This window comes from Rhodococcus chondri, assembly GCF_036327435.1.
GTDB lineage: Bacteria > Actinomycetota > Actinomycetes > Mycobacteriales > Mycobacteriaceae > Rhodococcus > Rhodococcus chondri.
In genome coordinates this window covers 1-12,755 of the sequence record NZ_JAUZMZ010000034.1, presented here as the reverse complement: position 1 = coordinate 12,755, position 12,755 = coordinate 1, and the positions used below count along the sequence as shown (strand labels likewise).

Below are 12,755 nucleotides of genomic sequence, written 5' to 3'. Positions count from 1 at the left end.
TCGAGATGGGTTTCGGGCGTAAGCGCAAGGTTGTTCCGTTTCGCACTACCGGCGAACTGGAGGCGATGGCGGCTGCGGGCGCCATCGTCGGGGCCGCGTTGGTGGCGGTTCGGGAAGCGGCGAAGCCGGGCGTGAGCACCCTGGAACTCGACAGGGTGGCGGAAGCGGTGATCCGCGATGCGGGTGCCGTTCCGTCGTTCCTGGGTTACCACGGCTTCAGCGGCTCGATCTGCACGTCGGTGAACGATCGGGTCGTCCACGGCATCCCGTCGCAGGCCGACGTGCTTGCCGAGGGCGATCTGGTGTCCATCGACTGCGGCGCCATCCTCGACGGGTGGCACGGAGATTCGGCGTGGACGTTCGGCGTCGGCGGGCTGTCGCCGGCGGACAGCGACCTGAGCGATGCGACACGCCTGTCGATGGAGGCGGGTATCGCCGCGATGCTGCCCGGCAACCGGTTGACCGACGTCTCACACGCGATCGAGCTCGGCACGCACGCCGCCGAGAAGCTGCACAGCCGCAACTACGGCATCGTCGACGGATACGGTGGCCACGCCATCGGCCGGGAGATGCACATGGATCCCTTCCTGCCGAACGAGGGCGCTCCCGGAAAGGGGCCACGCCTGGTCGTCGGTTCCGTGCTCGCGATCGAGCCGATGCTCACCCTCGGCACATATGAGACCGAGGTCCTCGACGACGAGTGGACGGTCGTCACGACCGACGGCAGCCGGGCCGCGCACTGGGAACACACCGTCGCGGTGACCGAGGACGGTCCGCGGATTCTCACAGTCCGTCCCGAGTAGAAGCGCCTCACACCTCCACGAGGAGGGTGACCGGGCCGTCGTTGACCAGGCTCACTTCCATGTGTGCGCCGAACCTGCCGGTTTCCACATGCGCACCGAGGTCTCGGAGCGCCGACGCGAACTCCTCGACGAGCGGCTCGGCGACCGAGCGGGGTGCGGCCGCCGACCAGGACGGGCGCCGGCTCCTGCGAGTGTCGGCCATCAACGTGAACTGGCTGACGACCAGCACCGGCGCATCGAGGTCGGATGCCGACTTCTCGTCTTCGAGGATGCGCATCGTCCATACTTTGCGCGCCAGCGTGGCTGCCTTGGCGGTGTCGTCGTCGTGGGTGACGCCGACGAGCACGAGCAGACCGTGCTCACCCGGCGCGGGGGAGATGCGGGCGACCTCGCTCCCGTCGACGGTCACCGCTGCAGTTGTCACTCGTTGGATCAGCGCCCGCACGCGAGCCTCCTCATCTGTGTTTCCGGCCGGTTCGTTTGGCCTGGTGGGAAACTTCCCGTACCATGGTTCGGTGGTGCGCGCTGCGCTCTGGTCTATGCGCGTCGATATCTCGACGCCCGTGGAATTCCGGAGTTGCCGAGCGTCACGGTAACGGAAACCGATGCCACAATTCGAACAACGGATCGCGGAGGATATGGCTAAGAAAGACGGGGCAATCGAGGTCGAGGGTCGGGTAATCGAGCCGCTGCCCAATGCGATGTTCCGCATTGAGCTCGAGAACGGCCACAAGGTTTTGGCCCACATCAGCGGCAAGATGCGTCAGCACTACATTCGTATCCTTCCCGAGGACCGGGTTGTCGTGGAGCTTTCGCCCTACGACCTCACGCGTGGACGCATCGTCTACCGCTACAAGTAACAGGCTTCCCCGGCCACACGGTCGGGGAAAATCATGTCTCCGGCGCGGCATGTCGTGTCCGGGGGCGTACCTACAGGAGATCAGACGCAGTGAAGGTTCAGCCTAGCGTCAAGAAGATCTGCGAGAAGTGCAAGGTGATCCGTCGCAACGGACGGGTCATGGTGATCTGCGAGAACCTGCGCCACAAGCAGCGTCAGGGCTAGATCGACCTTCTTCGCGAAGATCGGCTTGGCAACAAGCACAGAAGACCTTCCAGCACCAGTCGCGTGGTTACGATCCTCGATTCGTCGGGGAGCTGCGCGATCAACCCCCGGTCCGGAGGCCGGGGCCCCACTGTGTTCAGCGACTACACAGGTTTTCGACGCAGGGGACGGGCTGGGAGCAGACCTCCGCACACCGAATAGGAATGCCACACATGGCACGTCTCGCAGGTGTTGATCTTCCCCGTGAAAAGCGGATGGAGATCGCACTGACCTACATCTACGGCATCGGCCGTACCCGCTCTCAGGAGATCCTCGCGGCCACCGGCGTCAACCCGGACGTGCGCAGCAAGGACCTCTCCGACGAGGATCTCGCCAAGCTCCGCGAGTACATCGAGGAGTCCTACAAGGTCGAGGGTGACCTCCGCCGCGAGGTTCAGGCGGACATCCGCCGCAAGATCGAGATCGGCTGCTACCAGGGCCTGCGGCATCGTCGTGGTCTGCCCGTGCGTGGACAGCGCACCAAGACCAACGCCCGTACCCGTAAGGGTCCGAAGCGCACCGTCGCAGGAAAGAAGAAGTAATGCCTCCCAAGTCACGCACCGCCGGTCCGAAGAAGACCCAGAAGGCACGGCGCAGGGACAAGAAGAACGTCCCGCACGGCGCCGCTCACATCAAGAGCACCTTCAACAACACCATCGTCTCGATCACCGATCCCCAGGGCAACGTGATCTCCTGGGCGTCCTCGGGCCACGTCGGCTTCAAGGGTTCGCGCAAGTCGACCCCGTTCGCCGCACAGCTCGCCGCCGAGAGCGCTGCCCGCAAGGCGCAGGAGCACGGTGTCAAGAAGGTCGACGTCTTCGTCAAGGGCCCCGGCTCGGGCCGCGAGACGGCGATCCGTTCCCTCCAGGCCGCAGGCCTCGAGGTCGGCACCATCTCCGACGTCACGCCCCAGCCGCACAATGGTTGCCGTCCGCCCAAGCGGCGTCGCGTCTAATACGGGAAAGGAAAAGGTTCTAAATCATGGCACGTTATACCGGTCCCGTTACCCGTAAGTCGCGTCGTCTCCGCGTCGACCTGGTCGGAGGCGATCAAGCCTTCGAGCGTCGCCCCTACCCGCCCGGCCAGCACGGCCGCGCGCGGATCAAGGAGAGCGAATACCTGCTCCAGCTGCAGGAGAAGCAGAAGGCCCGCTTCTCCTACGGCATCATGGAGAAGCAGTTCCGCCGTTACTACGAGGAAGCCGCCAGCCGCCCCGGTAAGACCGGTGAGGTGCTGCTGACCATCCTCGAGTCGCGTCTGGACAACGTCGTCTACCGTGCCGGCCTCGCCCGCACGCGTCGTCAGGCCCGTCAGCTGGTCAGCCACGGCCACTTCCTGGTCAACGGCAAGAAGGTCGACATCCCCAGCTACCGCGTCTCCCAGTACGACATCATCGATGTCCGCGAGAAGTCGCTGAGCACGCTGCCGTTCCAGGTCGCCCGCGAGACCCAGGGCGATCGCCCGATCCCCGGGTGGCTGCAGGTTGTCGGTCAGCGTCTGCGGGTGCTGGTCCACCAGCTCCCCGAGCGCGCACAGATCGACATCCCGCTCCAGGAACAGCTGATCGTCGAGTACTACTCGAAGTAAGGCACCTACTTCGTGCCGTGGTGTCCTTTCGATCCCTCAGGGGTTCGGGAGGACACCACACCATCCACTAGGGCGTCAAATAGCGGACGCCCACAAGGAGGCAACTCATGCTCATCTCGCAGCGACCCACCCTGACCGAAGAGGTCATCGCTGACGACCGCTCGAAGTTCATCATCGAGCCGCTCGAGCCTGGCTTCGGGTACACCCTCGGCAATTCGCTTCGTCGCACCCTGCTCTCCTCGATTCCGGGCGCGGCCGTCACCAGCATTCGCATCGACGGCGTGCTCCACGAGTTCACCACGGTTCCCGGCGTGAAGGAGGATGTCACCGACATCATCCTGAACCTCAAGGGCCTCGTGGTTTCCTCGGAAGAGGACGAGCCGGTCACCATGTACGTCCGCAAGCAGGGCCCGGGCACCGTGACGGCGGGTGACATCGTCCCGCCGGCCGGTGTCTCCATCCACAACCCGGACCTGCACATCGCCACCCTGAACGACAAGGGCAAGTTGGAGATCGAGCTCGTCGTCGAGCGCGGTCGCGGCTACGTCCCCGCCGTCCAGAACAAGGCGTCCGGCGCCGAGATCGGCCGTATCCCGGTCGACTCGATCTACTCGCCGGTGCTCAAGGTCACGTACAAGGTGGAAGCGACCCGCGTCGAGCAGCGCACCGACTTCGATCGGCTGATCCTCGACGTGGAGACCAAGAACTCGATCACCGCGCGGGACGCGCTCGCTTCGGCGGGTAAGACCCTGGTGGAGCTCTTCGGTCTGGCTCGTGAGCTGAACGTCGAAGCAGAAGGCATCGAGATCGGTCCCTCGCCTGCCGAGGCCGACCACATCGCCTCCTTCGGACTTCCGATCGAGGATCTGGACCTGACGGTCCGGTCCTACAACTGCCTCAAGCGCGAAGGTGTTCACACCGTCGGTGAGCTTGTCGCACGGACGGAATCCGATCTGCTCGACATCCGCAACTTCGGCCAGAAGTCCATCGACGAGGTCAAGGTCAAGCTGCACTCGCTCGGTCTGTCGCTCAAGGACAGCCCGGCGTCGTTCGATCCCAGCACCGTCGCCGGCTACGACGCCGCGACCGGCACCTGGAGCGACACCGACGCCGGTTCCTTCGGTGAGGCCGACGGCAACGAGGACTACGCCGAGACCGAGCAGCTCTAACAGCTCACGGTCCGTTACTAGGAGAAAATCATGCCCAAGCCCAAGAAGGGCGCCCGCTTCGGTGGGTCGGCCTCGCACCAGAAGGCGATCTTCGCCAACCTGGCCACCGCGCTCTTCGAGCACGGCCGCATCACCACCACGGAGTCCAAGGCCAAGGCCCTGCGCCCGTACGCCGAGAAGCTCGTCACGCACGCGAAGACCGGCACGCTGGCCTCGCGTCGTGAGGTGCTGAAGGTCATCCGCAACAAGGACGTCGTCCACGCTCTGTTCGCAGAGATCGGCCCGTCCTTCGAGGACCGTAACGGCGGCTACACCCGCATCATCAAGACGATGCCGCGCAAGGGCGACAACGCGCCCATGGCGATCATCGAGCTCGTCCGCGAGAAGACGGTCAGCTCCGAGGCAGATCGCGCTCGCCGCGTCGCCGCCTCGCAGTCCGCACCGGCTGCCGAGGACAACGTGGTCGAGGCCGTCGAGGCCGACGCCACCGAGGCCGAGGTCGAGAACGCCGACGCTGTGGTCGACGGTATCGAGGACACCAACGCCACGGCCGCCGACGCGGCCGAGGCGGACGAGGCCAAGAAGGACTAGTCCTCTTGGTTTCGGCACCTGCTGAAGCGAACGAGCCCGCCGCCCCTTCCGAGGGCGGCGGGCTCGTTGCTTCCGACATCCAGAACATGACGCGTCTGCGTCTCGACATCGCCTACGACGGCACCGACTTCTCCGGCTGGGCACGGCAACCCGGCCGGCGCACCGTCTGCGGAGAAATCGAAGAGAAGCTGTCGGCGATCGTCCGCACCCCGGTGCTGCTCACGGTCGCCGGCCGTACCGACGCGGGCGTTCACGCCGGGGCGCAGGTCGCGCACGTCGACGTACCGACCGGCACGCTGCCCGACGACCCGTCGCGGTGGGTGCGGCGCCTCGCACGTTTCCTGCCGAAGGACGTGCGAGTGAGACGAATCTCGGTGGCGCCGGAACACTTCGACGCCCGCTTCTCCGCGATCCGGCGGCACTACGAATACCGGGTGACGACCGCGCCGTACGGGGCCGATCCGCTGCGCGCCCGCGACACCGTCGCATGGCCCAAACAGGTCGACCTCGGCGCGATGCAGCGCGCTTCCGAATCCTTGCTGGGGCTGCACGATTTCGCTGCGTTCTGCAAGCGCCGGGACGGCGCCACGACCGTGCGTGAGCTTCAGCGCTACGAATGGACACGGTCCGGTGACATCCTCACCGCACATGTGAGCGCCGACGCGTTCTGCTGGTCGATGGTGCGTAGTCTCGTCGGCGCGGCCCTCGCGGTAGGGGAGGGCCGACGGTCCGTCGAGTGGATGACCGCACTGCTCGACGAACGCAAACGTGCCGCGTCGGTTGCCGTCGCACCGGCACACGGGTTGTCGCTCGTCGGGGTCGACTACCCTGCCGACGAGGACCTCGCGGCACGGAACACGGCGACGCGGGAGATGCGCGGACCGATCACGCCCGGATGCTGCTGACGAAGGAGAACGAGACCGTGCGAAGGCGCCTCGCTCTGTCTGCTGTGGCCGCGGCGTCGGCCGTGGCTCTCACGCTCGGGGCGCAGCCGGGAGCTGCATGGGCGGACGAGTTTGCGGGAGGGACCGTCGCGGCGTCGGCTACCGCTGGTCTCGACCGCGTCGAGCGGCATTCGGACCGCGAGTGGTCGCTGTTCGTGCATTCGGCAGCGATGGATCGGACGATCGAGCTCGAGGTGATCCGGCCCGCGGACACCACCGAGCCACGGCCGGTTTTCTATCTTCTCAACGGCGCGGGTGGCGGTGAAGACGCCGCCACCTGGCGGGAACAGACCGACATCGTCGAGTTCTTCGAGGGCGAGAACGTCAACGTGGTCACCCCGATCGGGGGTGCCTTCAGCTACTACACCGACTGGATCGCAGACGATCCCGAGCTCGGTCGCAAACAAATGGACGACGTTCCTGACCGAAGAACTGCCACCCGTCGTCGACGAGGTGCTCGGCGCAAGCGGCCGGAACGCGGTTGCCGGGGTGTCGATGTCGGCGACGTCCGCGCTCGCTCTCGCCGAGCACGCTCCGCAGTTGTACCAGGCTGTCGGTTCGTACAGCGGATGTGCGGAGACCGCGACCGAGGCAGGCAGCCGGTACACCCGGATGGTGGTGGGGCTCGCGGGGCCGACGTCGAGAACATGTGGGGGCCCGTCGGAGGTTCGCACTGGCTCGATCAGGATGTGCTCCGGAATGCGGAAAAGCTCCGGGGCAAGACGATCTTCGTGTCGTCGAGCGGCGGATGGCCCGGACCCCACGAGACGGCGGCGGTACAGAAATCCGGGCCTGCGGCACTCCTGGACGTTGCGATGCTGGGCGTGATCGAAGGTGCGGTGAGTGGCTGCACCGAACGCCTGCGCACTGCGCTGGACGGACTGGGGATCGAAGCGACGTACTCGATCCGTCACGACGGGTCGCACACGTGGGGGTACTGGCAGGACGCGCTGCACGAGTCCTGGCCGATGCTCCGGGACGCAATCGGCGCCTGACGCGAAGGCTTCGGTGACGGCCCCGTCCGGGCGCCGTGAACCGCGGTGCGGTCAGCCCGCCAGCGACCGCGCGATCACCAGACGCTGAATCTGGTTGGTGCCCTCGAAGATCTGCGTGATCTTCGCGTCGCGCATGAAACGCTCCACCGGGAAGTCCCGGGTGTAGCCGTAGCCGCCGAGCACCTGCACCGCGTCGGTCGTGACCTTCATCGCCGCATCCGTCGCGACGAGTTTCGCCACCGATGCCTGCCGTGAATAGGGCCGGCCCGCGTCCTTGCGGCGCGCGGCGTCGATGTAGGTGGCGCGGGCCGAATCCACCGCGGCAGCCATGTCGGCCAGAACGAATCCCAGTCCCTGGTGGTCGACGATGCGCTTGCCGAACGCCTTGCGCTCCTTGGCATATGCGGTGGCCTCGTCGAGGGCGGCCTGCGCCAGACCGACCGCGACCGCGGCGATGCCGAGACGACCCGAATCGAGTGCGCTGAAGGCGATGGGCAACCCCTGACCCTCGGCACCGATCCGGCGCTCGGCGGGGACGAAGGCGTCGTCGTAGTGGGCGGCCGTGGTGGGGATCGCGTGCAGTCCCATCTTCTCCTCCGGCTTACCGAAGCTCAGGCCCTCGGTGTCGCGGGGGACGAGGAAACACGAGATGCCCTTGCTGCCGGTATCGGCGGTGCGCGCGAAGAGGGTGTAGAAATCGGCCTTGCCGCCGTTGGTGATCCACGCCTTCGACCCGCGGATGCGGTAACCACCGTCGACGGCCTCGGCGCGGCACGCGAGCGCGGCCGCATCCGAGCCGGCCTGCGGCTCGGAGAGGCTGTAGGCGCCGATCGTGTTGCCGCCGAGCATCTCGGGAAGCCACTTGTTCTTCTGCTCGTCGGTGCCGTAAGTGTTCAGCGCGAAGCAGGACAGGCCGTGGACGCTGACCGCTACCGCCACGGCCGCCCAGCGCGCCCCCAGTTCCTCGAGTACCTGCAGGTAGACCTCGTACGGCTGATTGCCGCCACCGAACTCCTCCGGATACGGCAGGCTCAGCAGCCCGGCCGCGCCGAGCGCCGGGAACACGCCCTCCGGGAACGTCTCGGCCCGTTCGTGCTCGACGACCCGCGGCGCGAGCACCTTGTCGGCGACATCGCGCGTGAGATCGATCAGGTCGTAGGCCTCGGGAGTGGGCAGTAGGCGTTCGACGGGCACAAAGACTCCTCAATTCGAAAACAGTACTGAAACTGATACTGCAGTACTATCTCGCGTATGACAAGAGCGGTCAACCGGCGGACCACCGCGCGGCAGGCGCAGCTGTTCGATCAGCTCGTGACGCTGTTTCTCGACGAGGGCTTCGCGCATCTCACTCTCGACGACATCGCCGCGCGGCTGCGCTGTTCCAAATCCACCCTCTATGCCCTCGCGGAGAACAAGGACAGGCTCGTCCACGCCGTCACCGTGCACTTCTTCCGCGGGGCCACCGAACGCGTCGAAGCCGATCTGGCGCGCAGCCGCAGCTCCGAAGCGCGCATCCGCACGTACCTCGAGGCGGTCGGACGGCAGCTCGAACCGGCCTCGGCCCGGTTCATGGAGGACATCGCGGGAACCGCCGCCGCCCGGGAGGTGTACGAGCGCAACACCCGGCTCGCGGCCGACCGCGTGCGCACCCTCATCGACGAGGGCGTTGCCGCAGGAGAGCTCCGCGAGGTGCACGCCGCGTTTGTCGCGGACGTCGTCGCCGCGATCATGGTGAGGATCCAGCAGCGGCAGGTCGCGCGGGCCACCGGTCTCGCCGACGCGCAGGCCTACCGCGAACTCGCGGCGCTGCTCAACCACGGCCTGACGGCCTGACCGGCCGCGCCTACGATCACAGGCATGCAGGCCCCCTCAGCGACCGACCCGATCCGCCTCGAGATCATCGTCGCCAGCGTGCGCGCCGGCCGGATCGCACCCGTGGTGGCCGACTGGTTCGCCGCCACCGCGCGGGCTCGACCCGAGTTCGATGTCGGCGTCATCGACCTGTTCGATACCGCACTGCCGCAAGATCTCTCGGGAGGCGGCGACGCTGAGGCATTCACCCGCCGGGTCGGCGCCGCGGACGCATTCGTGGTGGTGACCTCGGAATACAACCACGGCTATCCGGCCGCGCTGAAGACCGCGATCGACACCGTCAAACACGAGTGGCGCACCAAACCCGTCGGCTTCGTCTCGTACGGCGGACTGTCCGGCGGTCTGCGCGCCGTCGAACAACTGCGGCAGGTGGTCGTCGAAGTGCACATGGTGCCGGTGCGGGAGTCCGTGAGCTTCCACCGCGTCAAACACGCCTTCGCCGCGGACGGCACCACCTCCGACGGCGCCGCCATCGACTCCGCGCAGCGGATGCTGGGGCAGCTCGGGTGGTGGGCGCAGATTGTTCGCGCAGGGCGCGAGCTGACTCGGTATCCCGGCTGAGCCGGCTCTCATCGCCTCGGTACGGCTTCGACCGTGCGTGGCCGCCCGATATGGGTGGTCTCCGCGGCGATCGTCACCAGCGTCAATGTCGTTTGCTGCCCGCCGGCCGTGAGAATTACCCGGTCCCCGGCGGCTCCGGGTTGCAGCACAGTGATCGTCGGTCTCTCCTGCGGCAATCGATCGGGATGCGAATGGACGTGGATCGCGCTGACATGGGGCGGAACCGTCGAGGGATGAACTCCGTCGTAGACCACCGTGTCGAATTCCCTGTCGCCGGGAAACTCACCGGCCATCCGCAGCCGATCCGGACCGGCCGCTCCGTCGAGTAGAGGTCGCCATGCGTTCACCCGGTCGGTATGTATCAGGACGCGCGCTCCGATGGCAACGGCGCGGAAGACGATCTGTTGCGCGAGATACAGTTCGCCCGCCACGTACACGGACCGGACACCGTGCCCGGTGAGGCGGACAGCGACGGCGCGACCTGCGGTGTCGGACCCGATCAGCTGGCCGCAACCCGCCGCCGGCAACTTCAGTTCGTCGAGAACCGCCGCCGTCGTCGGACGAAACCCGGTCGATGTCTCGGGTCCGCGATCGCCGCGGGGAAGCGCCGCCGACAGCGACTCGCGATGACACCCACCGGCGGAACGGATTCCGCTCATCGCGGGCCCCCTCGGTGTGCGCGTGGTGAAACGTACGAGTCCGCCGACCTGCACCGAGCCGGAGTCGCCGGGCCGAAGCCGCAGAGTGAGCGTCGACGCCAGCGTGGGATGCGCCCAGACCCGATCGAGCGTGGCGCGTTCGATCCTGCGGGGGTCGAGCGACCCGCCGGTGTTGAAGCCGGCGGGAAGCGACACGAATCGCCAATTCTGCCCGAGAGCAACAGGATCGACGCCGTGAGTAATCTTCAGTGAGGCGGCCTCGACTTCCGCCGCAGTCAACGTACGGGCCGGGCAACCCGCGTCGAGAAGGGTACGCACGATCCGCCGCGCCGACGCCGTGACCGTGCGCGCGGCACCGTCCGATCCGCCGCCCCTACTGGCCACGGCGCCAGGGCAGGCCGCACCGTCGAATCCGAGAACAATCCATACCGTGCGGACGGCAGCCGCAGGTAGCGGTCCGACGAGCTGGGCGTAGACCTGACCGGCCGGTGTCGCGTCGAGGACGCGACGACCGTGGACGACGACGTCGATCGCATCCAGCGTGACGTCGTGGCGGCGCAGGCACGCTGCGACGGCACCCAGTGGCAGCACGTATCCGGACTCTTCGCTCTCGCGGCCGAGACGAGTGAGCCGCCCGGGTGCCGACAGTACTTCTACCACGGCGGCTACGTATGTTCCGTTCCAGCGCAACCCCACCGGTCGGCCCGACTCCTGCGGGAAGTCACGAACGACCGTGTCGGAGGGCCGATTCCCGGCGAGGTACCGCCACCATGTCCGAACGATGTCGTCGGCGCTGCGCCCGCGAACACGCGCGAGCGCCGCAACGGCAGCGCACGTCCCGGCCGAAAGCGCCACGAGGGGTGGCGCGTCGACCATGGAGGCACCGGCCCAGACCGCGACGGCAAGCCACCCCGCGACGAGGAGACGACCTGCGGCCGTGTGTTTCCCCCGTACCGATTCCGAATTCACCCGATGCAAGACACTCCCCCCGAAGCCCCGTCGGACCAGGCATCAGGGTGCCCACCCGACTTCCCGGTGGCAACTGTACTGTCTTGCGGCAGAGAGCGTGCCGCACGGGGGAGGATCTATGGCAGCGCAACCCACCACGCGGTGGCAGGTCAATGGTTACCGCTTCCTGGTCCGGCGAATGGAACACGCCCTGGTTCGCCGCGATGTGCGGATGATCCACGACCCCATGCGTTCCCAGGCGCGGGCACTCGCGGTCGGCGCGGTGATCACGTCTGTCGCGCTGGCGGGCTGCGCCGCCCTGGCATTGTTCCGCCCGCAGGACAAGATCGGTGACGCAACCATCGTGGTCGGACGTGAGTCCGGTGCGCTGTACGTGTCGGTGGACGGAACCTTTCATCCTGCCCTCAATCTCGCGTCCGCGCGTCTCGTGCTCGGTTCCCCTGCAGAGCCTGTGGTCGTGGCGGACGACGAGCTTGCCGATCGACCGCGGGGTCCGCTCGTGGGCATTCCCGGAGCGCCGTCCGCACTCTCGCATGTGAACGAGGATCTGCCGTGGACCGTGTGCGACACGGTCGACGGCAGCGGAACCGCTCTCGCGGCAACGACTGTCGTCGCTGGTCCTGTCGAGTACGGATCCGGTTCGCATCCGCTCGGTGACGACGAAGCGCTGCTGGTCACCGCAGCCGGTCGCTACTACCTCGTCTACGGTGGTGGCCGTGCGGAGATCGATCCTGCCGACAGGGCCCTGGCCAGGGTGCTCGGCATCGACCTTGCGACGGCACGTCCGGTGAGTGCCGGTCTCCTGGCAGCGCTTCCTGAGCTTCCCGAGCTCGAGGCTCCCGCGATCGAGGGCGCCGGCGACGCGCCGTCGGTTCCGATCCCCGACGTGAAAGTCGGCTCGGTCGTGGGTATTTCGGATCCGGGTGGCCATCGATACTACCTGGTGTTGCGCGACGGCGTGCAAGAAGTCTCCCAGGCCACGGCACAGATCATCCACTTCTCCGATTCGCAAGGTGTCGCCGAGATTCCGCTCGTCCCGCCGGACCGGCTCAAGGACGCACCGACGGTCCACCGGTTGGCTGTGGACTCGTTCCCGGAGACGGTGCCGACCACGGTTGCCGCGACCGAGCGGCCCGTCGGCTGCCTGACCTGGTACCCCGTCGACGGTCCGGAGGATCAGCGGCGATCGCGCCTCGCACTGTCCGCGGGACATGCGTTGCCCATCGGACAGCGCGCGGTGCCGGTCGCCCTGGCGCAGGCAGACGGACCCGGGCCGAACGCGGATGCGGTGTACGTGCCGCCGGGACGCGGCGCCTTCGTACAGACGACATCCATCGTGCCGGACAGCGGTCGCCGCGGAAGCCTCTTCTACATCGCCGACACCGGAGTCCGCTACGGCGTCACCGACGACGAAGCCGCAGCCGCGCTCGGCTTTTCAAGCGATCCCGGACGGGCGCCATGGCAGGTGGTGGGTCTCCTCGCGCCTGGGCCGGCCCTGGGACG

Annotated in this window: 15 protein-coding genes and 1 pseudogene; 13 read left to right on the top strand and 3 right to left on the bottom strand. The window is 67.2% G+C overall.

The genetic code is table 11. The features are described from left to right. Positions 1 to 5 precede the first annotated feature (5 nt). Positions 6 to 803 (top strand): type I methionyl aminopeptidase, encoded by a 798-nt coding sequence (gene map / locus Q8814_RS08565; protein ID WP_330151586.1) that lies wholly within the window; start codon positions 6 to 8, stop codon positions 801 to 803. A gap of 7 nt (positions 804 to 810) precedes the next feature. Here map and dtd read toward each other — a convergent pair whose 3' ends face one another. Next, positions 811 to 1,248 carry a D-aminoacyl-tRNA deacylase gene (gene dtd, locus Q8814_RS08560; protein ID WP_330151585.1) on the bottom strand — a complete coding sequence of 146 codons (438 nt, stop codon included), beginning with the start codon at positions 1,246 to 1,248 and terminating at the stop codon, positions 811 to 813. Positions 1,249 to 1,441: 193 nt separating this feature from the next. Here dtd and infA point away from each other — a divergent pair, with 193 nt between their 5' ends. The 9 genes and pseudogenes from infA to Q8814_RS08515 all read left to right on the top strand — a co-directional run bounded on the left by infA (position 1,442) and on the right by Q8814_RS08515 (position 7,191). Beyond that, positions 1,442 to 1,663, top strand: coding sequence for a translation initiation factor IF-1 (gene infA, locus Q8814_RS08555; RefSeq protein WP_006554587.1), 222 nt, complete (start codon positions 1,442 to 1,444; stop codon positions 1,661 to 1,663). An 89-nt stretch (positions 1,664 to 1,752) separates the two neighbouring features. Then, the gene (gene rpmJ / locus Q8814_RS08550) at positions 1,753 to 1,866 is read left to right on the top strand and encodes a 50S ribosomal protein L36 (RefSeq protein WP_003938068.1); all 114 of its coding nucleotides are present in this window, start codon (positions 1,753 to 1,755) and stop codon (positions 1,864 to 1,866) included. Between the two features lie 212 nt (positions 1,867 to 2,078). Then, complete coding sequence (rpsM, locus tag Q8814_RS08545) at positions 2,079 to 2,447, top strand: 30S ribosomal protein S13 (protein WP_330151584.1); 369 nt, start codon at positions 2,079 to 2,081, stop codon at positions 2,445 to 2,447. Next, the gene (gene rpsK / locus Q8814_RS08540) at positions 2,447 to 2,860 is read left to right on the top strand and encodes a 30S ribosomal protein S11 (RefSeq protein WP_072699591.1); all 414 of its coding nucleotides are present in this window, start codon (positions 2,447 to 2,449) and stop codon (positions 2,858 to 2,860) included. Before rpsM ends, rpsK begins: the two co-directional genes overlap by 1 nt. Before the next feature lie 26 nt (positions 2,861 to 2,886). Beyond that, positions 2,887 to 3,492 (top strand): 30S ribosomal protein S4, encoded by a 606-nt coding sequence (rpsD, locus tag Q8814_RS08535; protein ID WP_072813723.1) that lies wholly within the window; start codon positions 2,887 to 2,889, stop codon positions 3,490 to 3,492. A gap of 107 nt (positions 3,493 to 3,599) precedes the next feature. Next, positions 3,600 to 4,661 (top strand): DNA-directed RNA polymerase subunit alpha, encoded by a 1,062-nt coding sequence (locus Q8814_RS08530; protein ID WP_330151583.1) that lies wholly within the window; start codon positions 3,600 to 3,602, stop codon positions 4,659 to 4,661. A gap of 30 nt (positions 4,662 to 4,691) precedes the next feature. Then, entirely contained in the window at positions 4,692 to 5,252 is a 561-nt protein-coding gene (gene rplQ / locus Q8814_RS08525) for a 50S ribosomal protein L17 (RefSeq protein WP_330151582.1), read from the top strand. Positions 5,253 to 5,257: 5 nt separating this feature from the next. Next, on the top strand, positions 5,258 to 6,157 hold the full coding sequence (gene truA, locus Q8814_RS08520; RefSeq protein ID WP_330151581.1) for a tRNA pseudouridine(38-40) synthase TruA: 900 nt from the start codon (positions 5,258 to 5,260) through the stop codon (positions 6,155 to 6,157). After that, positions 6,148 to 7,191: pseudogene (locus tag Q8814_RS08515) on the top strand (alpha/beta hydrolase). Before truA ends, Q8814_RS08515 begins: the two are co-directional and overlap by 10 nt. A 51-nt stretch (positions 7,192 to 7,242) precedes the next feature. Here the strand turns inward: Q8814_RS08515 and Q8814_RS08510 are convergent. Next, positions 7,243 to 8,385 (bottom strand): acyl-CoA dehydrogenase family protein, encoded by a 1,143-nt coding sequence (locus Q8814_RS08510; protein WP_330151580.1) that lies wholly within the window; start codon positions 8,383 to 8,385, stop codon positions 7,243 to 7,245. A gap of 57 nt (positions 8,386 to 8,442) precedes the next feature. On the opposite strand from Q8814_RS08510, the gene Q8814_RS08505 reads away from it, so the two are divergent. Together Q8814_RS08505 and Q8814_RS08500 are read left to right on the top strand one after the other, a co-directional pair. Further along, positions 8,443 to 9,024, top strand: a complete 582-nt coding sequence (locus Q8814_RS08505; protein ID WP_330151579.1) for a TetR/AcrR family transcriptional regulator — start codon at positions 8,443 to 8,445, stop codon at positions 9,022 to 9,024. A gap of 24 nt (positions 9,025 to 9,048) precedes the next feature. Further along, positions 9,049 to 9,624 carry an NADPH-dependent FMN reductase gene (locus Q8814_RS08500; protein ID WP_330151578.1) on the top strand — a complete coding sequence of 192 codons (576 nt, stop codon included), beginning with the start codon at positions 9,049 to 9,051 and terminating at the stop codon, positions 9,622 to 9,624. Between the two features lie 8 nt (positions 9,625 to 9,632). On the opposite strand, the gene eccE is transcribed toward Q8814_RS08500, so the two are convergent. Next, entirely contained in the window at positions 9,633 to 11,252 is a 1,620-nt protein-coding gene (eccE, locus tag Q8814_RS08495) for a type VII secretion protein EccE (RefSeq protein ID WP_330151577.1), read from the bottom strand. A gap of 118 nt (positions 11,253 to 11,370) precedes the next feature. Between eccE and eccB the strand changes: the two genes are divergently transcribed. Further along, positions 11,371 to 12,755 (top strand): type VII secretion protein EccB (eccB, locus tag Q8814_RS08490; protein ID WP_330151576.1); only part of this gene is annotated, 1,385 nt, incomplete at its 3' end.